19 protein-coding genes are annotated in these 18,436 nt (G+C 69.8%); 12 read left to right on the forward strand and 7 right to left on the reverse strand.

The window, feature by feature from the left end; translation table 11 throughout:
* Nucleotides 1-5 precede the first annotated feature (5 nt).
* Nucleotides 6-848 carry a helix-turn-helix domain-containing protein gene (locus F4559_RS02200; RefSeq protein WP_184665911.1) on the reverse strand — a complete coding sequence of 281 codons (843 nt, stop codon included), beginning with the start codon at nucleotides 846-848 and terminating at the stop codon, nucleotides 6-8.
* 97 nt (nucleotides 849-945) lie between these two features.
* Here F4559_RS02200 and F4559_RS02205 point away from each other — a divergent pair, with 97 nt between their 5' ends.
* The 3 genes from F4559_RS02205 to upp are packed head-to-tail and all read left to right on the forward strand — an operon-like array spanning nucleotide 946 to nucleotide 2,238.
* On the forward strand, nucleotides 946-1,137 hold the full coding sequence (locus F4559_RS02205; RefSeq protein WP_184665912.1) for a hypothetical protein: 192 nt from the start codon (nucleotides 946-948) through the stop codon (nucleotides 1,135-1,137).
* 13 nt (nucleotides 1,138-1,150) lie between these two features.
* Nucleotides 1,151-1,564 (forward strand): Imm1 family immunity protein, encoded by a 414-nt coding sequence (locus F4559_RS02210; RefSeq protein WP_184665913.1) that lies wholly within the window; start codon nucleotides 1,151-1,153, stop codon nucleotides 1,562-1,564.
* Between the two features lie 50 nt (nucleotides 1,565-1,614).
* On the forward strand, nucleotides 1,615-2,238 hold the full coding sequence (gene upp, locus F4559_RS02215; RefSeq protein ID WP_184665914.1) for a uracil phosphoribosyltransferase: 624 nt from the start codon (nucleotides 1,615-1,617) through the stop codon (nucleotides 2,236-2,238).
* Here upp and F4559_RS02220 read toward each other — a convergent pair.
* Nucleotides 2,223-3,065 (reverse strand): SDR family oxidoreductase, encoded by an 843-nt coding sequence (locus tag F4559_RS02220; protein ID WP_184665915.1) that lies wholly within the window; start codon nucleotides 3,063-3,065, stop codon nucleotides 2,223-2,225. The genes upp and F4559_RS02220 overlap by 16 nt on opposite strands.
* A 270-nt stretch (nucleotides 3,066-3,335) precedes the next feature.
* Between F4559_RS02220 and F4559_RS02225 the strand changes: the two genes are divergently transcribed.
* Entirely contained in the window at nucleotides 3,336-4,574 is a 1,239-nt protein-coding gene (locus tag F4559_RS02225; protein ID WP_246445049.1) for a glycoside hydrolase family 18 protein, read from the forward strand.
* 146 nt (nucleotides 4,575-4,720) lie between these two features.
* Here F4559_RS02225 and F4559_RS02230 read toward each other — a convergent pair whose 3' ends face one another.
* Nucleotides 4,721-5,311 (reverse strand): TetR/AcrR family transcriptional regulator, encoded by a 591-nt coding sequence (locus tag F4559_RS02230; RefSeq protein WP_184665917.1) that lies wholly within the window; start codon nucleotides 5,309-5,311, stop codon nucleotides 4,721-4,723.
* A 75-nt stretch (nucleotides 5,312-5,386) separates the two neighbouring features.
* On the opposite strand from F4559_RS02230, the gene F4559_RS02235 reads away from it, so the two are divergent.
* The 4 genes from F4559_RS02235 to F4559_RS02250 all read left to right on the forward strand — a co-directional run bounded on the left by F4559_RS02235 (nucleotide 5,387) and on the right by F4559_RS02250 (nucleotide 8,230).
* Nucleotides 5,387-5,593, forward strand: coding sequence for a type II toxin-antitoxin system VapB family antitoxin (locus tag F4559_RS02235; RefSeq protein WP_184665918.1), 207 nt, complete (start codon nucleotides 5,387-5,389; stop codon nucleotides 5,591-5,593).
* Between the two features lie 298 nt (nucleotides 5,594-5,891).
* Nucleotides 5,892-6,275: a type II toxin-antitoxin system death-on-curing family toxin gene (locus F4559_RS02240; protein ID WP_184665919.1), complete on the forward strand. Its 384-nt coding sequence runs from the start codon at nucleotides 5,892-5,894 to the stop codon at nucleotides 6,273-6,275.
* A 615-nt stretch (nucleotides 6,276-6,890) separates the two neighbouring features.
* Nucleotides 6,891-7,277: a MerR family transcriptional regulator gene (locus tag F4559_RS02245; protein ID WP_184665920.1), complete on the forward strand. Its 387-nt coding sequence runs from the start codon at nucleotides 6,891-6,893 to the stop codon at nucleotides 7,275-7,277.
* Nucleotides 7,278-7,321: 44 nt separating this feature from the next.
* A complete protein-coding gene (locus tag F4559_RS02250) occupies nucleotides 7,322-8,230 on the forward strand; it encodes an aldo/keto reductase (RefSeq protein ID WP_184675375.1) in 909 nt (302 codons plus the stop codon).
* Nucleotides 8,231-8,267: 37 nt separating this feature from the next.
* Here F4559_RS02250 and F4559_RS02255 read toward each other — a convergent pair whose 3' ends face one another.
* Entirely contained in the window at nucleotides 8,268-8,705 is a 438-nt protein-coding gene (locus F4559_RS02255; RefSeq protein WP_184665921.1) for a hypothetical protein, read from the reverse strand.
* 200 nt (nucleotides 8,706-8,905) lie between these two features.
* On the opposite strand from F4559_RS02255, the gene F4559_RS02260 reads away from it, so the two are divergent.
* A complete protein-coding gene (locus F4559_RS02260; RefSeq protein WP_184665922.1) occupies nucleotides 8,906-9,229 on the forward strand; it encodes a hypothetical protein in 324 nt (107 codons plus the stop codon).
* On the opposite strand, the gene F4559_RS02265 is transcribed toward F4559_RS02260, so the two are convergent.
* The 3 genes from F4559_RS02265 to F4559_RS02275 all read right to left on the reverse strand — a co-directional run bounded on the left by F4559_RS02265 (nucleotide 9,213) and on the right by F4559_RS02275 (nucleotide 13,436).
* Entirely contained in the window at nucleotides 9,213-10,826 is a 1,614-nt protein-coding gene (locus F4559_RS02265) for a phospho-sugar mutase (protein WP_184665923.1), read from the reverse strand. The two genes, F4559_RS02260 and F4559_RS02265, sit on opposite strands and share 17 nt — an antisense overlap.
* Nucleotides 10,823-11,620 (reverse strand): purine-nucleoside phosphorylase, encoded by a 798-nt coding sequence (locus tag F4559_RS02270; protein WP_312865440.1) that lies wholly within the window; start codon nucleotides 11,618-11,620, stop codon nucleotides 10,823-10,825. Before F4559_RS02270 ends, F4559_RS02265 begins: the two co-directional genes overlap by 4 nt.
* A gap of 184 nt (nucleotides 11,621-11,804) precedes the next feature.
* Entirely contained in the window at nucleotides 11,805-13,436 is a 1,632-nt protein-coding gene (locus tag F4559_RS02275) for a serine/threonine-protein kinase (RefSeq protein ID WP_184665924.1), read from the reverse strand.
* Between the two features lie 95 nt (nucleotides 13,437-13,531).
* On the opposite strand from F4559_RS02275, the gene F4559_RS02280 reads away from it, so the two are divergent.
* Genes F4559_RS02280 through meaB form a run of 3 tightly spaced genes read left to right on the forward strand, consistent with a single transcriptional unit; the run spans nucleotide 13,532 to nucleotide 18,403 of the window.
* A complete protein-coding gene (locus F4559_RS02280) occupies nucleotides 13,532-15,283 on the forward strand; it encodes a methylmalonyl-CoA mutase subunit beta (RefSeq protein ID WP_184675379.1) in 1,752 nt (583 codons plus the stop codon).
* Nucleotides 15,280-17,415: a methylmalonyl-CoA mutase gene (gene scpA / locus F4559_RS02285; protein WP_184665925.1), complete on the forward strand. Its 2,136-nt coding sequence runs from the start codon at nucleotides 15,280-15,282 to the stop codon at nucleotides 17,413-17,415. The genes F4559_RS02280 and scpA overlap by 4 nt, the downstream gene beginning before the upstream one ends.
* Nucleotides 17,408-18,403 carry a methylmalonyl Co-A mutase-associated GTPase MeaB gene (gene meaB / locus F4559_RS02290; RefSeq protein WP_184665926.1) on the forward strand — a complete coding sequence of 332 codons (996 nt, stop codon included), beginning with the start codon at nucleotides 17,408-17,410 and terminating at the stop codon, nucleotides 18,401-18,403. The genes scpA and meaB overlap by 8 nt, the downstream gene beginning before the upstream one ends.
* Nucleotides 18,404-18,436 lie beyond the last annotated feature (33 nt).

Consider the following 18,436-nt stretch of genomic DNA (forward strand, 5'->3'; position numbering starts at 1 on the left):
TGCTCCTAGGGTTCGGACATCTCGCCCGCGATCTTGGCAATCAGCCCGACTGACTGCTCGGGTGACAGCGCCAAGTCACGCAGCTTGTGCCAGGCAAGCCTAGCGTGCTCCAGATGGACCTCTTCCTCCAGAAAGGCGCTGGTTCCTCGCCCCTCTACATAGACCAAACCCGGCTGATCATTGAATTCCAGTCTCACAAATGCTCCCGACAGCCCTGGGTGTGCGATTGAGTCGAACGGCACGATCAGAATCTCCATGTTCGGCCGACTGGTCAGCGCCATGAGGTGTCGGAGTTGAGCGTGCATCATCTGCCTGTCGCCGAGTGGTCGCCGGAGTGCGATCTCGTCGATGATCAGGTGGACGTGTGCCCGACCCAGGACGAACTGCCTGCCCATTCGGGTCGCGACCAGGTTGTCCAGTTCGCCCACGGTCAGGTTGTAGGTTCCTCCCGCGATGATCGCGCGGGCGTAGTCCGGGGTCTGGGTCAACCCTGGCATGACCATCGGTTCGAAGTTGTAGAGGGCGCTCGCCTCGGCTTCGATCGTGATCAGATCTTTCCAGTGTCCGGGCAGCTTGCCGTGGACGGCGTGCCAGTTTCGGCCTTCTCCGTCCCTGACCAGCGCGACCAGTTCGTGCCGCAATGCGGCCGGAGCTTGGAGGTAGCCGAGGATGGCGGCGACCTCATCGACCTGTAGGCCGCGTTGCCCAGTCTCCATTCGGCTTATCTTGCTCTCCGAACAGCCGATCGCCTTCGCCACTTCCGCGCAGCTCAGACCCCTTGCGCGGCGAAGTGCCCGCAATTCGGTCGATACTCTGCGCTGGCGGAAGGATGCCCCCTTGCTCGTCATGCGCCTCACCTTCCAGCCTTGCCACCATGGCACGAAAGTCCTGTCACCCCATGGGGCCTCTTGCGAGACACCACGGCAAGGAATCACCTTATTCACCATGCAGAAGAGCTGGAAGATCGCCGGTGTCCACGCCGATTGGACTTTGACCGTCGACATCGTCCCACCCGAGACGGACGGTGACGAACCCCTCGGCAAGCTCACCCGAAACCCCGACTTCAACAATCTCGTCGGCCACTTCCGGACCATCGTCGAGATGAACGAGGCACTCCAGGACCTTCAGATCACCTGAAAGGCGAGTGATCATGATGGAGTTCCTTGCCTGGTACGACCCGGAGGTGGACGTCCCCGTGGTCGTGCGTTCGGCATCGGACCTGGACCGGGTGATCGACGTCGTCAAGTACGACGACGGCCCCACGCTGATCCAGCTCAACGCCCTCGACCCGCGCGACGGGCTCCTCGTCATCGGCGTGTTCGCCTCCAAGAACCGGGGCACGCTGCTCTACCGGGGTCCTCAGGGCATGTGGTTCAGCAAGGGCATCGCTCCATACCCCGGCGAAACTCTCCTCTACCGCTACCTGGACGCCGAGGTCGACTACCCCTCCGACGCCGAGATCCCGCTCCACCAGGTCGTGAAAGCCGCTCACGACTACCTGGTGGACGCCCGCCTCCCCGCCGGCCCCACCTGGCAACCCCCGCCGACCTGGTACCCCGCGTAACCCCCGAGCCAGTCCTCGCGACCGGGACGTCCGGACCGTACTGTGCCCGCATGGACGTCCTGGTCGTAGATCACCCGCTGGCCCGCGCTCGCCTCACGACCATGCGCGACGCCCGCACGGACAACGCGACGTTCCGCGCCGCGCTGCACGAACTGACCGTCATGCTCGTCTACGAGGCCACGCGCGACGCCGCCGTGGCGACCGACCGCGTCCACACCCCGGTGGCCCGCACCACCGGTTACCGGCTGGCGAACCCGCCTTTGCTCGTCCCCGTGCTCCGCGCGGGACTGGGCATGGCCGACGAAGCCCACAAGCTCATCCCCGACGCCCAGATGGGCTTCGTCGGCCTGGCCCGGGACGAGGAAACGCTCAAACCCCGCCCCTACATGGAATCCCTGCCCGCGGACCTGGCGAACCGCCCGGTGTTCGTGCTCGACCCGATGCTCGCCACGGGCGGTTCGCTGGTCTACGCGATCACCCTGCTGACCAAGCGCGGCGCGTCCGACGTGACCGCGATCTGCGCCCTGGCCGCCCCCGAGGGCCTCAAGCGCCTGGAGGAATCCGGCCTGCCGGTCCGCGTGGTGACGGCCAGCGTCGACGAACGCCTGAACGACTCGGGCTTCATCGTCCCCGGCCTCGGCGACGCCGGCGACCGTCTCTACGGCGCCGTCTGAGCCAACTCCCCGGCGTGGTCGGCGGCCCAGTCGGCCAGAGTCCGTCCCTTCCGCCCCGTGATCCGCTCGAAGTCGTCGGTCAGCGGCGGCGGTTCTTCGTTGTGCTGGGCGAAATACCCCATCAGGTACTCCGCGACGTCGTACGGCAGGCCGACGTCGCGGATCAGGGTCTCCCGCTGCTGCCGGTAGGTCAGGGCCTCGAAGCCGATCGTTCTCCCCAACCCCCTCCCGATCGCCTCGGCCTGCTGCCGGTGCGTGAGCAGTTCCGGTCCGGACAGCCGGTACGCCTGCCCGTGGTGGCCGTCCTCCGTCAACGCGTGCACCGCGACCTCCGCGATGTCGCCTTCGTGCACGGGCGCACCCAACGCGTCCGGGTAGGCCGCGCGGACGACGTCCTCCTCTTTGATCGTCCGCGCCCACACCAGCTTGTTCGACATGAACTCGCCGGGGCGCACGTGCGTCCACTGTGGACTGATCTCCTCGATCGCCCGCTCCACCGCCTCGTGGGTCTCGCAACTTCCTGCCCGCTGCGCGGCGACGGCGTCCGATGACAGGAACACCACCCGTTCCACTCCGGACGCCCGCGTCAGCAGGTCCCGGACGAGTGCGGCCGGGTCCGGCTCCTCGATCGCCGCCACCAGGAACAACGCCGTCACACCGTCCAGCGGCACGCTTTCCGGTCGCACCAGGTCGCCCCGCACCGCGTCCGCCCCCGGGATCTCCACGTCCCGTCGCGACAGTGCACGCGGCCTGACCCCGCGCCGCCCGAGCTGCCGCACGACTTCGCCGCCCACGGTTCCGGTCGCGCCGGTCACCAGGATCGTCATGTCCCCTCCTATTCAAACTTGAGCAAGGCGACGCTAGCGCGATCGCGGTCCTGTGCGCACATGCAAACTTTTGCGTTGTCTGTGAATAAGTCATCCGGCGCGAATCACCCAGGATGCGCGGATTCGTCCGTTCGGCCGTAGTGGTGGTCTAGACCTCATCACTACCGTGGTCCAGACCACAGCCGGCAACGCCGCCGCCAGGTTCACACGAGGAGAAGCATGAAGAGCAGGAGATGGGTGGTCCCCGCCCTTCTGGTTTCCGCTCTGGGCATGACGCTTGCGCCCGCGGCGCAGGCGCACGGCAACGATCACGACCGCGACAAGCCGCGCACCGTCGGGTACTACACCGCGTGGAGTGGCTACGACCGCAACTTCCTCGTCAACGACCTGGTCAAGAACGGAACCGCGGCCCGCCTGACGCACCTGAACTACGCGTTCGGCTTCCTGGACGCGGAGGGCAAGTGCTACAGCCCCGACCCGGACGCCGACTTCAAGCGGCAGTTCACGGCGGCGCAGAGCGTGAGCGGCAAGGCGGACGTCGCCGGGCAGCCGCTGGCGGGCAACCTCAACCAGCTCAAGCAGCTGAAGAAGAAGTTCCCGAAGCTGAAGGTCTACATCTCGCTCGGTGGCTGGAGCGGCTCGAAGTACTTCTCCGACGCGGCGTTGACGCCCGAGTCCCGGGCCGCGCACGTGAAGTCGTGCGTCGACCTGTGGCTCAAGGGCAACGTCCCGGGCCTGAAGCCCGGTGCCGCCGCCGGCATCTTCGACGGCATCGACCTGGACTGGGAGTGGCCGTCGAGCCCGGCCAACGACGGCAACGTCATCCGGGTCGAGGACAAGGTCAACTTCACCGCGCTGCTGCGTGAGTACCGCAAGCAGTTCGCCCCGTTGTCTTGGCGCAACGGCAAGAAGTACGACCTGACCGCGTTCCTGCCCGCCAACCCGGGCATGCTCGACCGCGGCTTCGAGGTTCCGAAGGTGTTCTCCCTGTTGACCTTCGGCACGGTTCAGGGGTACGACTACCACGGTGGTTGGGACTCGACGACGAACCAGCAGTCCGCGCTGCGGACGCCGGCGGGCGACCCGACCAACTCGAACTTCAGCACCCAGGTGGTCGTGGACCACTACCTGAAGTCGGGTGCGCCGCGCTCGAAGATCGTGTTCGGCGTCCCGTTCTTCAGCCGCGGCTGGACCGGGGTGAAGAACGAGAACAACGGCCTGTTCCAGCCCGTCTCCGGGCCGGCGCCGGCCACGTACGAAGCGGGCCAGGAGGACTACAAGACCCTCAAGGCGCAGCTCTCGAAGTTCAAGGTGTACCGGGACGAGAAGGCCGGGCACGCCTGGCTGTTCGACGGGACGACCTTCTGGACGTGGGACGACCCGACCGAGCTGAAGCGCAAGGGTCGGTACATCTCCGATCGCAAGCTTGGCGGCGCGATGATCTGGTCACTCGACAGCGACACCGCTGACGGCGAGTTGATCAGGGCGCTGCAGAGCGGACTGTCCTGATAGGGGCAGTCTGAACGGGGCCCGGGGGATTTCGCGGCGGCCGTCCCCCGGGCCCTGCCTTACTTCTTTCCTCGAAACCCCGTCCGGCCTGGTGCCGGACGGGGTTTTCGTCTACAAGCGTAGACTTTCCCGCTGCCTGTCGTCGGCTACCGTCGCCAGCCGTTGACGTTCGCCCGCACGGCCCGCTCGTACATCTCGCCGATCGTCAGCTCGGCGGGCAGGTTTCCGTTGAGTTCCAGGCTGACCAGGCCGTGGACCATGCCCCACACCGCGATGCCGATGTGCTCCTCCGGCGCGGCCACGAAGATCTCCAGCTCGATGGCGCGGCGGACGTTGTCGAGCACCGGCTGGAACGTGCGCAGCGCGGCCGAACCGGTCTCCTCGGAGGGTTCGAAGTTGGGCACGACCTTGCTGAACATCACGAGGTAGAACTGCGGGTCGGCCAGGGCGCTGCGGCGGTAGGCCAGCCCGATCCGGACGATGTTCTCCACGGGGTCGTCGCTGAGCGGTACGGCCGCGACCCGTTCGCCGAAACGGCGGAACGCCTCTTCGTACAACGCGTCCAGCAACGCCGGCTTGCCGCCGAACAGCGAATACACCGCTGTGGTCGAGGTGTTGACATCGGCGGCGAGCCTGCGCAAGCTCAGGGCGTTCGGTCCTTCCGATGACAACAATTCACCCGCGCGGTCGAGCAGGCGGGCACGCAGCGCGTCGTCGTGGGTCTTCGGTCTCGGCACCGGGCCATCTTATCGCAACAGTGTTACAAAACACGGTCTGGTCTCCGTGGTATCAACTTGGTACCGTCTTTTTCCATGGCGATGACCCTGCGTCTGAGCGATGAGGAAAACCGGCGTCTCGACGAGTTGGCGGCCGTCGAGGGGCGCTCCAAGCAGGAGGTCGTGCGGCTCGCGCTGGCCGACCGGTGGTCGCGTCTGCAGAAGGAGGAGCAGCTCTCCGAGGTCCTCGGACGCGTACTCCCGAAGTACCGGGGTCTCCTCGAACGCATGGGACCGGCCTGACCGCACACTTTCGAGCGATCCCCGGGTGGTTTCGACTGTCCCTCGAACACGTGTTCGATAACCTGACCCCATGCCCTCGACCGACCCGACACACCTCCACAGGTGTGAACGTGCACCCGGCCCCGGCGCGCACCGGTATGGTGCGCCGTTGAAGATCGGGTCGTGTTCGGTGTGCGCGGGGGCGCACGACGCGACCGACACCATCCTCTTCGCGGGGGCGAAGAGACGATTCGGACCCGGGGCGTTGGACGAGCTGGTGAACTCGACGCTGCCCTGGCGACAGGGAGCGCGTCAAGCTGTGGTGAATTACCTCGACGCCGGCGACTTGCTGGTGCTGGCGACCGCCGTGACCGGTGGCGACCTGGTCGTGCGCGACCTCGGCCTGCTCGACTCGGCGGCACACCGTCCCCGTGCCACGGTGTTGGGCGTCGAGGCCTACGACACGTTATGGCTCAAGGCGTCGGCACTGCTGGACTCGATCGTCCGCACCCGCCCCTTGGGTGAGGGCAACTGGCGCCTGGGCTGGGTGGCCGCCGTGACCTTGTGCGACATCAACGGCTGGTGGATAGACGCCGAGGAGGACGAGGCCCTGGACCTGGTCCGCGCCCTCGGCCGAGACCAGATCGACGTCCCCGGCTTAGCCGCCCACCTGGAAGCCTGGTCCCTCCCCAAAACCCCGTGACCTCCGCTTCCGACTCGGGCCGCCGCCCACCCACCCCTCTCCAGCCCAGGAGACCCGCGCCCAGCCAAAGCGCGAGTTATGCACTCGGACACCGCGAGTCGTGCATTCAAGCACCGCGAGTCGTGCATTCAGGCACCCATCCGGACCGCCAGTCCGCAAATCTGACGGCTGCCACGCGAGTCACGCGTCCGAACACCGCGAAGTCCGCACGCCCCAAGCCAGAACTCCCGGCATCGCAAGCCGAGTCCAGCAGCCCCCAACCGCACCCAACCCCCTCACCTCCACCAACACGCGAGTCCTCCGCTCAGACACCCCGAAATACGCACTCGGACACCCTGAAATACGCACTCGGACACCTCGAACCACGCACTCGGCACCCCGGCGCGTTCAGGCACTCTGAGCGGACCGCCCTGGCCGTCAGGCCGGCAAGGTCCGGTGTGCGGGTGGCCGGATCGGGCCGTGCCCGTGCGGATCGGGTGGGCGGCGAGCCAAGATCGGCACCGCCTGCCCCGAGCGGGCCAAGATCGGCGTCGTCCGTCCCAGCGGGCAAGCTGAGATCGGTATTACCCCGTCCGGGTTGACCTGGAGTGCGCTCCAGCTCCTACGGTCGAAGGCGTGACCTACTCGATCGCTCAAGCGGCCGAGCGCAGCGGGCTCTCGATCGACACGCTGCGCTACTACGAACGGATCGGGCTGGTGGAACCGCCGGCCCGGACCACGGGCGGGCGGCGCAGCTACACCGACGAGGACCTCAACTGGCTCGCGTTCCTGACCCGGATGCGCACCACGGGCATGCCCATCCGGATGCTGAGCGAGTACGCGCAGCTCCGAAACCGCGGCCCCGCCGCCGCGGGTCGCCGGATGCAGATCCTGTGCGAGCACCGGGCCTCCGTGCGGGAGCGGATCGCCGAGTTGCAGGTGTCACTCAGCGTGCTCGATTACAAGATCGCGCACTACGAACAGATCGAGCAGTCGCTCGTCCAGGAAGGAATCACCGCGTGACACTCCTCGGCACCCTCGAAGTCGGCCCACAGGGTCTGGGCTGCATGGGCATGAGCCAGGCCTACGGCACGGGCGACGAGCAGGAGTCCATCCGCACCGTCCACCGCGCCCTCGAACTCGGCGTCACGCTGCTCGACACGGCCGACGCGTACGGCGACGGCGCCAACGAGGAACTCGTCGGCCGCGCCATCGCCGACCGCCGCGACCAGGTCGTGCTGGCCACGAAGTTCGCCTTGGCCGACACCGAACGCCGCCCGCGTGGCGACGCACCGTACGTGAAGCGCGCCCTCGAGGCGTCCCTCAAGCGGCTGAACGTCGACCACATCGACCTCTACTACCAACACCGCGTCGACCGGACCGTCCCGATCGAGGAGACGGTCGGTGCGATGGCGGAACTCGTCGAAGCGGGCAAGGTGCGGCACCTCGGGTTGTCCGAGGCCTCGGCCGCCACGATCCGGCGCGCGCACGCCGTCCACCCGATCACCGCGTTGCAAAGCGAGTGGTCGCTGTGGACCCGCGACATCGAGCACGAGATCGTCCCCACGTGCGCCGAACTGGGCATCGGCATCGTGCCGTTCTCGCCGCTGGGCCGCGGTTTCCTCACCGGCCGGATCGCGTCGACCGACCAGCTCGAAGCCGACGACATGCGCCACCGGCTGCCCCGCTTCAGCGACGAGAACTTCGACCGCAACGCGGCGATCGTGGCCGCGTTGACCGCGTTGGCCGCCGAGAAGGGCGTCACGCCCGGTCAGTTGGCGTTGGCCTGGGTCCAGCACCAGGGTGACCACGTCGTGCCGATCCCGGGCACGAAGCGTGTCCGCTACCTGGAGGAGAACGTCGCCGCCACGCGGCTGACCCTCACCGGGCAGGACCTGGCGACCATCGAGGAAGTCGCCGGTCAGGCGGCCGGCGGTCGGTACACGCCGGCGATGGAACAGTTGTCCGACAAGTGATCGCGCGGGACGGTGGCCCGGCCACCGTCCCCCGATCTCAGTACACGACGATCCCGTTGCGCATGTTGTACTCCTTGGCGCCCTGCGCGGCGAGGACCGTGGACACCACCACGCCGATGATCCACAACGGGAACGCGATGAACCACCCGAGCACGGTCACCGCGAGCAGCCACAACGGGAAGTTGGCCAGCAGCAGGCCGATCCCCAACCCGGTCTGGTTCACGTAGAGGTTCCCCGCGCCGAGCCACAGGATCGACAGCAGGACGGCGATCCCGGACGACTTCGGCGTCACGACCCGCATCGGCACGCCGTACCCGAACCCCGGCGCCACGGGCACGGGCTGGGCGAACGTCGGCTGCCCGTAGTTGGGCGGCGGCGGTGCCTGCGGCGGCGGCGGTGTCGGCCACGCGGCCGTGCCACAGACCTGACAGGTGGTGTTCGGCGGTTGCAGCGATGCGCCGCAAGAGCCACACATGGGCGGCGGGAACATGATCGACCTCCGGTGGTCCGTCACGCTGTGCGTCGAACTGTGGCATCAGGGCGTTACGCGTCGGGTCACCCGTACCGGGTGACCACCACTACCGGTGGTTCGGGGACAATCGGTGACGGGGAGTGTGCGACCCGGGAACCGATCCGGGTGCTGCGCGTCCCTGTAGTAGTGACCGGGAGGGAGTCATGGACACTCGCAGCATCGAGACCATCCAGCGCAATCGACGGATCACCTGGGGTGGTGGCCTTTCGATCGGGATCGGGCTGATCGGGCTGCCGCTGGTGTTGTTCGGGGTGTGGCCGGGACTCGACCACAGCCCATGGAACGCGAACACGCTGGTTCTCGCACTCGGCGTGGCGCTGTGCACCGTCAGCTACATCCTGGGGCGTATCTCCGTCGCCGCAGTGACCCACAACCGGGTGGCACCGCCCACCCGCCGACCGTTCGTGGTGGCGGGTGTCGCGTTCGCCGTCGCGGTGCTCTGCCTGTTGATCACTCTGGCGTCGTGAGCAGTCCCGACACCACCGCGCGCAACTCCGCGAGCCGCGCCTGAGCCCGGGACCGGGCCGGAGCGAGGTCGTCGGCCACCGGTTCGACGACCTCCAGGTACGCCTTCAGCTTCGGTTCGGTCCCCGACGGGCGGACGATCACGCGCACGCCATCGGCACGCAAGCGCACCACGTCCGCCTCCGGCAACAAGTCCTCGAACGAAAAGCCTTCGGGCGGATTGGCCCGCAGCCGGGACATCAATGCCCCGATCCGGCTCAAGTCGTCGAATCTCAACGACACCTGATCGGTCAGGTGCACGCCGTGCTCCACGGCCAACTGGTCGAGGGCGTCGAGCAGCGTCCGCCCGGACGACTTCAGCCCCGCCGCCAGGTCGCACGCCAGCACCGCCGCCGAGATGCCGTCCTTGTCGTTCACGGCCGCCGGGTCGACGCACAACCCGAGCGCCTCCTCGTACGCGAACACCAGCCCCTCGCCGGCGCGGACCAGCCACTTGAAGCCCGTCAACGTCTCCGCGTACCGCGCGCCGGCCTTGTCCGCCACGGACTTGAGCAGTGACGACGACACGATCGTGGTAGCCACCAACGGGTCCGGCTGGGTGGTCGTCGACAGCACCAACGACCCCAGCAGCACGCCCGTCTCGTCGCCACGCAGCATCCGCCACGACCCGTCGCGCTCCCGCACGCCCAACGCGCATCGGTCCGCGTCCGGGTCCAGGGCGATCGCCAGGTCGGCGCCCGACGACGCCGCCAACTCCAGCAGCAGGTCGGCCGCGCCGGGTTCCTCGGGGTTCGGGAACGCCACCGTCGGGAACTCGGCGTCGGGCACGGCCTGCTCACGCACCACGCGCACGTCCGTGAACCCGGCCCGCTGCAACGCCGCCACGGCCGTGGCACCACCGACGCCGTGCATGGGCGTCAACACGACGCGCAGGTCACGGCTGGTGCCTGTCGGCAGCGAGGCCACCCGGTCGAGATACTCCTCGACCACCGAATCGGGCAAAGTCGTGTAGCTGTCCGACGTAGGCACCGAGACCGCCGACGGCACCGCGGCGATCGCCGCCTCGATCTCCCGGTCGGCCGGCGGCACGATCTGGCCGCCGCCGTCCAGGTAGAGCTTGTAGCCGTTGTCCGCCGGCGGGTTGTGCGACGCGGTGATCTGCACGCCCGCGAGCGCGTCGTTCCGCCGGACGAGGTACGCCAACACCGGCGTCGGCAACGGGCCGGGCAGCACGCGCACGTCGAAACCCGCGGCGGCCAGCACCGAGGCCGCCGCCGCGCAGAACTCCTCCGACCCGTGCCGCGCGTCCCGTCCCACGAACACGGTCCCCCGCGAGCGCAACCACGCCGCCAACCCCGCCGTGGTCCGCACGACCACCGCCCGGTTCATCCCGTTCGGCCCGGCCCGCACCGGACCGCGCAGGCCGGCCGTGCCGAACGTCAGCGGTCCGGACATCCGGTCGGCCAGTTCCTCGAGTGCCGCCGCGTCCCCGACCATGGCCGACGCCACCAGGTTCTGCAGCGCGGTCCGGTCCTCGGGCGACGGGTCGTCGGCGATCCAACGGAACGCGGCGTCGCGCAACGCGGGGGACAGGCTCACGCCCGCTCCACCAGCGCGCGCAGGAACGTGCCCATGCGGCTCGCGGACGCGCGCCCGGCCTCCAGGACCTCCTCGTGGTTCAGCGGTTCGCCGGTGATGCCGGCCGCGAGGTTGGTGACCAGCGACAGGCCGAAGACCTCGACACCCTCGGCGCGGGCCGCGATCGCCTCCAGCACGGTCGACATGCCGACCAGGTCGGCGCCCATCGTGCGCAGCATCCGGATCTCGGCCGGGGTCTCGAAGTGCGGACCGGGCAGGCCCGCGTAGACGCCCTCTTCGAGCGTCGGGTCGATCTCGCGGCTCAACGCGCGCAACCGGGGCGAGTACAGGTCGGTCAGGTCGACGAACCGCGCGCCGACCAGCGGCGAGGACGCGGTCAGGTTGAGGTGGTCGCTGATCAGGACGGGCTGGCCGACCGTCATGCCCTGGCGCAGGCCGCCGGCCGCGTTCGTCAGGACCACGGTCTTGACGCCCGCCGCCGCCGCGGTGCGGACGTTGTGGACGACCTTCTCGATGCCCTTGCCCTCGTAACCGTGCGTGCGGCCGAGCATGACCAGGACGTTCTTGCCCGCCACCGGAACCGAGCGGATCGTGCCGCCGTGGCCGAACGCGGTCGGCGCGGCGAAGCCGGGCAGGTCGGCCATCGCCACCTCGGACGCCGGGTCGCCGACCAGGTCGGCGGCGGGCCGCCAGCCGGAACCCAGGATCACGGCGATGTCGTGGCTGTCCACGCCGGTCCGTTCACGCAGGCGGGCGGCGGCCAGTGCTTCGGGCGTGGTGTTCTCTGCGGTCACGGCCGCGAGCCTAATCCGGTCCGGGGCCCGCCGGCCGCCCGAACCGCCCCCGTTCCCGATCTTCGGACACCCCGCGAGTCCTCCACTCGGACACCCTGAGACACGCGTTCGGGCACCTCCCTTCGGGTGATTCCCGAACGCACAACTCGCGGTGCCTGAACGCATAACTCGCGCGTGGAGCCGGTCAGCCCACCGTGAACGAGTTCGCGATCGGTCCGAACAACCGCGTCCGACCGGCCTCCTCCTGGTCGGTGGGGAACGAGACCTCCACGACCCACAGGCTCGGCCCGGCCGGCACCAACCGCGAGTACCGGCTGCGCCGAAGATCCGGCTCGGCCCCCCGGCCGGGACCGGTGGACGTGGTCTGCTCGACCGTGCGGTACGAGAACAGGATCCCGCCCGTGGACGGCGTCACGGCCTGACCGAAGATCCGGTCCGGTCCCCAACGCTCCGCCACCGCTTTCACGTAGTCCTCGTCGGTCAACTTCGGGTAGAAGACCGTGAACTTCTGCACGGTCACCTCGTACACCCCGTCCGGCGACACGAAGTGCACGACCGTGCTCGGCGGCAGGATCTGGTGCAGGCGCTGTTCCACGAACTGTGTCCAGTCCACGCCGACCGACAGCCCGAACTCCGTGTCCCGCTCGCCGTTGGCCGCCGCCGCCGACGCGCGCACCGGCTGCAACGGCAGGTCGTCGGGAAGCGGCGACACGGTCGGCCGCGCGCCCGTGGCCGGTGGCAACGGCGACGTCCCCGCGAGCGTCCGCGTCGCCGCGAAGCCCCCGACGCTTGCCACCACGAACAGCACCAACGCCAGCAGGACCACCGGTTTGGACACCGGACGCCGGCGTTCGGGCGTGAGAGTGAACGGCAGCGGGCCGGGGTCGGAGGCCAGCGGCGTGTCCGGGGCGATCACCGGCTTGGCCGGCGGCCGGCGGACGACCTCGACCACCGGCCGGGTCGGGCCGTCGGACGGGAACACGTTCGCGCCCGGCTCCGGCAGCGTGTCGACGAGCAGTCGGCGCACCTCGGCCAACGGGATCCGCGCCTGCGGGTCCTTCACCATCAGGCCCGCGATCACCGGTTCCAACCCGCCGGTCACGCCGAGGTCCGGCACGTCGGCGTGGATCACCTGGTTGACCGTCTGCATGACGTTCGCGCCCTCGTAAGGGTCCTGCCCGGTCATCGCCGCGTAGAGCGTGGCGCCCAACGACCACAGGTCCGCGGCCGGCGACACGTCCCCGCCCGCCGCCACCTCGGGCGCGATGAACGCGGGCGTGCCCAGCGTGATGCCCCGGCTGGTCAACGTCGCCTCGGCCACGTTGCGGGCGATGCCGAAGTCGGTGAGCTTCACCCGCCCGTCGTCCGCGACCAGCACGTTGCCCGGCTTGACGTCCCGGTGCGTGATGCCCGCGCGGTGCGCCGCCTCCAACCCCGCCGCCACGGCGTCCGCCACGACGGCGCCCTGCTCGTCGGTCAGCGGCCCGCGTTCGCGGACCACTTCCGCCAGCGACGCCGACGGCACCAGCTCCATCACCACGAACGGCTCGCCGTCGTGCCGGACCACGTCGTACAGGGTGACCAGGTTCGGGTGGGCCAGGGCGGCGGCCGACCGGGCTTCGCGCAGCGTGCGCTCCCGCAGGACCTCGGCCTCCGGCTCGGGGGTGCCCGGCGGGTGCAGCATCTCCTTCACGGCCACGGCGCGGCGCAGCACCTCGTCGTGCGCGGCCCAGACCGTGCCCATCGAGCCCCGGCCGAGTACGTGCCGCAGGCGGTATCGGCCGCCGATCAGGCGCTCGGTGTCCACGCGGATCATTCTCGCCCAGCGTGGAAGACTGGCCGGTCGAACGGGTCAAGGCGACCGACGTCACACGGTCGCCGGACTGTCGACAGGTGACACTGCGGAGCGTGATGGACCCGATCGGTGAACTGCCGCTCGCCGCCGACTTCGCCACGCCGGACCGCGAGCAGTGGCGCGAGCTGGTACTGGGCGTGCTCGCCAAGAGCGGCGCGGACTACTCGACGCTGGAAAGCACGACGTACGACGGCATCCGCGTACACCCGCTCTACACGGCGGCGGACACCGCCCCGGACGGCGGTCTCCCCGGCACGACCCCGTTCACCAGGGGCGGAAGGACACAGGGCGGCTGGGACGTCCGCCAGCTCCACCGCGTCCCCGACCGCGAGGCGGTCCTGGCGGACCTGGAGAACGGCGCGACGTCGCTGTGGCTCAAGATCCCGGCCGAGTCGCTGGCCCCGGTGCTCGCCGAGGTGTACCTGGACCTCGCGCCCGTGGTGGTCGACGGAGGTTCGGACTTCCTCGCGACCGGCCGCGAGATTCTCGGCATCTGGGAATCCGCGCCCGGCGAGGTGCACGGCAACGTCGGCGCCGACCCGCTCGGCGTGTTCGTCCGCACCCGGCGGGAACCGGACTTCGCCGCCCTCACCGACCTGGTCCGCCGCGCCGAGCGGTTCCCGGCGGTGCGGGTCGCGGTCGTGGACGGGCTGCCGTTCCACGAGGCCGGCGGCTCCGACGCCGAGGAGCTCGGCGCGAGCCTCGCGGTGGCCGTGGCCTACCTGCGGCACCTGGTCGACGCGGGCGTGCCGGCCGGGAAAGCCGTGCGGCTGCTGGAGTTCCGCTACGCGGCGACCGCCGACCAGTTCCTCACCATCGCCAAGTTCCGCGCGGCCCGTCGGCTGTGGGCCCGGGTGACCGGGGTCGTCGACGCGCCCGCACCGCAGGTCCAGCACGCCGTCACGTCACCCGCGATGACGACCCGGCGCGACCCGTGGGTGAACATGCTGCGCACCACCGTGGCCTGCTTCGGCGCGGGCCTCGGCGGCGCCGACTCGGTGACCGTGCTGCCGTTCGACCACGCGATCGGCCTGCCCGACGACTTCTCCCGCCGGATCGCGCGCAACACCCAGTCGCTGCTGATCGAGGAGTCGCGGCTGGGCGGCGTCGTCGACCCGGCGGGCGGTTCCTGGTACGTCGAGCGGCTGACCGACGACCTCGCGCACGCCGCATGGGCGTGGTTCCGCGAGATCGAGGCGGCGGGCGGCCTGCCCCAGGCGTTCGACCTGGTCGAGGAGCGGATCGCGGCCACATGGGCACGGCGTGCGGCCAACCTCGCCGACCGCACGGACGCGATCACCGGAGTGAGCGAGTTCCCGAACCCGACCGAGACTCCCGTGGTGCGCACGCCCGCGCCCGAGGAGCCCGGCGGCGGCCTGCCGCGGGTGCGCTACGCCCAGGCGTTCGAGGCGTTGCGCGACGCCGCCGAGGTGAGCCCGACCCGGCCCGCGGTCTTCCTGGCCACGCTCGGCCCGGTCGCCGCGCACACCGCGCGCGCCGGTTTCGCCGCCAACCTGTTCCAGGCCGGCGGGATCGACACGCCGACCGCGGGCGCGACGACCGGCGTGGACGACGTGGTGGCGCGGTTCCGGGAAAGCGGCGCGCGGATCGCGTGCCTGTGCGGCAGCGAGAAGAGCTACGCGGAACTGGCCGAGCCGGTCGCCGACGCGTTGCGCGCGGCCGGCGCCGAACGCGTCCTGCTCGCCGGCAAGGAGTCCACCGCCCGCGTGGACGGGTACGTGTTCACCGGCTGCCCGGCGCTGGACGTGCTGGAACAGACCTTCGACGCCCTCGGAGTGGCCCGATGATCCCCGACTTCGCCGACATCGACCTGGGCGAGCCCGAGGTCGGTCCCGCCGACGAGCGGCCGTCGGGGGCGTGGGAGACACCTGAGGGCATCGACGTCAAACCCTTCTACACGGCCGCGGACCTCGAAGGCCTGGACTTCCTGGGCACCTACCCGGGCATCGCGCCGTTCCTGCGCGGCCCCTACCCGACGATGTACGTCAACCAGCCGTGGACCATCCGCCAGTACGCGGGCTTCTCCACGGCCGAGGAGTCGAACGCGTTCTACCGGCGCAACCTCGCCGCCGGGCAGAAGGGCCTGTCCGTGGCGTTCGACCTGGCCACGCACCGGGGCTACGACTCCGACCACCCGCGCGTGGCGGGCGACGTGGGCATGGCCGGCGTGGCGATCGACTCGATCCTGGACATGCGGCAGCTCTTCGAGGGCATCCCGCTGGACCGGATGAGCGTGTCCATGACCATGAACGGTGCGGTGCTGCCCGTGCTCGCGCTGTACGTGGTCGCGGCCGAGGAGCAGGGGGTGGCGCCGGAACTCCTCGCGGGGACGATCCAGAACGACATCCTCAAGGAGTTCATGGTCCGCAACACCTACATCTACCCGCCCGGACCGTCGATGCGGATCATCTCCGACATCTTCGCGTTCACGTCGCGGCGGATGCCGAAGTTCAACTCGATCTCCATTTCCGGCTACCACATGCAGGAGGCCGGTGCGACGGCCGATCTCGAACTGGCCTACACGCTCGCGGACGGCGTCGAGTACCTGCGGGCCGGACGGGACGCCGGCCTGGACATCGACGCGTTCGCGCCACGTCTTTCGTTCTTCTGGGCCATCGGCATGAACTTCTTCATGGAAGTGGCCAAGATGCGTGCGGCCCGGCTGCTCTGGGCGAAGCTGGTCAGGCAGTTCGGTCCCCGGTCGCCCAAGTCGCTGTCGTTGCGTACGCACTGCCAGACCTCGGGCTGGTCGCTCACCGCGCAGGACGTGTTCAACAACGTGCCGCGCACGTGCGTCGAGGCGATGGCGGCCACGCAGGGGCACACGCAGTCGTTGCACACCAACGCGTTGGACGAGGCGTTGGCGCTGCCTACGGACTTCTCGGCGCGCATCGCCCGTAACACCCAGCTCCTGCTGCAACAGGAATCCGGCACCACGCGTGTGATCGACCCTTGGGGTGGCAGCGCGTTCGTCGAACGCCTTACGCACGACCTCGCCCACCGTGCGTGGGCGCACATCACCGAGGTCGAGGCGGCCGGTGGCATGGCCAAGGCCATCGACGCGGGCATCCCCAAGCTGCGCATCGAGGAGGCCGCCGCGCGCACCCAGGCGCGCATCGACTCCGGGCGGCAGCCGGTGATCGGCGTGAACAAGTACCGCGTGGCCGTCGACGAGCGGATCGAGGTCCTGAAGGTCGACAACGCGGGCGTGCGGGCGCGGCAGCTCGCCAAGCTCGACCGGCTGCGCGCCGAACGCTCCCAGGACGAGGTCGACCGCGCGCTGGACGCCGTGACCAGGGCGGCGTCGTCGGACGCGAACCTGCTGGAGGCGGCGATCGACGCGGCCCGCGCGAAGGCCACCGTCGGCGAGATCTCCGAGGCGCTCGGCCGGGTCTGGGGCCGGCACTCGGCGCAGATCAGGACCATCACGGGCGTGTACCGCGAGGAGGTCGGCTCGGTGTCCACAGTGGACGCGACGCGGGAACTGGTCGACCGGTTCGCGCACGAGGAGGGGCGCCGACCGCGCATCCTCGTCGCGAAGATGGGCCAGGACGGGCACGACCGGGGGCAGAAGGTGATCGCGACCGCGTTCGCCGACCTCGGCTTCGACGTGGACGTCGGTCCGCTGTTCCAGACGCCCGACGAGGTCGCGCGCCAGGCCGTGGAGGCGGACGTGCACATCGTCGGCGTGTCGTCGCTGGCGGCCGGGCACCTGACGTTGGTGCCCGCGTTGCGCGCGGCGTTGGCGGAGCAGGGGCGCGCGGACATCATGATCGTGGTGGGTGGCGTGATCCCGCCGCAGGATTTCGACGCGTTGCGCGAAGCGGGCGCGGCGGCGATCTTCCCGCCCGGCACCGTGATCTCGGAGGCGGCGTCCGACCTGGTCCGGGACCTGTCGGCACGGCTGGGTCATGGCTAGGCCGGTCGACGTCGAGGCGCTGGCGGCGGGCGTGCGTGCGGGCAACAGGGGTGTGCTGGCCCGCGCGATCACGCTCGTCGAGTCGACCCGGGACGACCACCGCGCGGCGGCGCAGCGCCTGCTGGTCGAGCTGCTGCCGGACGCCGGTCGTGCGCACCGGATCGGGATCACCGGGGTGCCGGGGGTTGGAAAGTCCACGTTTGTAGACGCATTCGGCTCGATGCTCACCGCCGCCGGCCACCGGGTCGCCGTGCTCGCGGTCGACCCGTCGTCCACGCGGACCGGCGGGTCGATCCTGGGCGACAAGACGCGGATGGCCCGGCTGGCGGTCGACCCGGCGGCGTTCATCCGGCCGTCGCCGACGTCGGGCACGCTCGGCGGCGTCACGCGGGCCACGCGCGAGACGATCGTGCTCGTCGAGGCCGCCGGGTACGACGTGGTGCTCGTGGAGACCGTCGGCGTCGGGCAGTCCGAGGTCGCCGTGGCGAACATGACGGATTGTTCGCTTTTTCTGACGCTCGCGCGCACCGGCGACCAGCTCCAGGGGATCAAGAAGGGCGTCCTGGAACTGGCGGACGTGATCGCGGTGAACAAAGCCGACGGCCCGCACGAGCTGGAAGCGCGTAAGGCCGCACGGGAACTTGCGGGTGCGCTGCGGTTGTTGCGCTCGTCGGATGACGCGTGGACGCCGCCCGTGCTCACGTGCAGCGCCCTCGAAGGTGTGGGGCTCGACGAGGTGTGGCGGCGGATCCAGGCGCACCGGGACGCTGTCGCCGTCGACGAACGGCGCCGCCGCCAGCAGGTCGACTGGACCTGGGCGATGGTGGAGGACGGGCTGCTCAACCGCCTGCGGACGACCGTGCGCGATCTTGTCGCGGACGTCGAACGGCAGGTGGCGGGCGGTGAGCTGACCCCTGCCCTGGCCGCCGAACGGCTGCTGGACGCCTTCACGAGCCGCACTCGCATCGCCAGTTTGGGTGACCACTGAGAGTGGTATCCGGGACCGGTGCTAGCTAGGCTT

The organism is Saccharothrix violaceirubra (genome assembly GCF_014203755.1).
Taxonomy (GTDB): Bacteria; Actinomycetota; Actinomycetes; order Mycobacteriales; family Pseudonocardiaceae; genus Actinosynnema; species Actinosynnema violaceirubrum.

Bases quoted from the DNA above. Each gene is read 5' to 3' on its own strand.
- F4559_RS02200 (WP_184665911.1), bottom strand. From the start codon at position 848: ATGACGAGCAAGGGGGCATCCTTCCGCCAGCGCAGAGTATCGACCGAA.
- F4559_RS02205 (WP_184665912.1), top strand. From the start codon at position 946: ATGCAGAAGAGCTGGAAGATCGCCGGTGTCCACGCCGATTGGACTTTG.
- F4559_RS02210 (WP_184665913.1), top strand. From the start codon at position 1,151: ATGATGGAGTTCCTTGCCTGGTACGACCCGGAGGTGGACGTCCCCGTG.
- upp (WP_184665914.1), top strand. From the start codon at position 1,615: ATGGACGTCCTGGTCGTAGATCACCCGCTGGCCCGCGCTCGCCTCACG.
- F4559_RS02220 (WP_184665915.1), bottom strand. From the start codon at position 3,065: ATGACGATCCTGGTGACCGGCGCGACCGGAACCGTGGGCGGCGAAGTC.
- F4559_RS02225 (WP_246445049.1), top strand. From the start codon at position 3,336: ATGACGCTTGCGCCCGCGGCGCAGGCGCACGGCAACGATCACGACCGC.
- F4559_RS02235 (WP_184665918.1), top strand. From the start codon at position 5,387: ATGGCGATGACCCTGCGTCTGAGCGATGAGGAAAACCGGCGTCTCGAC.
- F4559_RS02250 (WP_184675375.1), top strand. From the start codon at position 7,322: ATGGGCATGAGCCAGGCCTACGGCACGGGCGACGAGCAGGAGTCCATC.
- F4559_RS02255 (WP_184665921.1), bottom strand. From the start codon at position 8,705: ATGTGTGGCTCTTGCGGCGCATCGCTGCAACCGCCGAACACCACCTGT.
- F4559_RS02260 (WP_184665922.1), top strand. From the start codon at position 8,906: ATGGACACTCGCAGCATCGAGACCATCCAGCGCAATCGACGGATCACC.
- F4559_RS02275 (WP_184665924.1), bottom strand. From the start codon at position 13,436: ATGATCCGCGTGGACACCGAGCGCCTGATCGGCGGCCGATACCGCCTG.
- F4559_RS02280 (WP_184675379.1), top strand. From the start codon at position 13,532: ATGGACCCGATCGGTGAACTGCCGCTCGCCGCCGACTTCGCCACGCCG.
- scpA (WP_184665925.1), top strand. From the start codon at position 15,280: ATGATCCCCGACTTCGCCGACATCGACCTGGGCGAGCCCGAGGTCGGT.
- meaB (WP_184665926.1), top strand. From the start codon at position 17,408: ATGGCTAGGCCGGTCGACGTCGAGGCGCTGGCGGCGGGCGTGCGTGCG.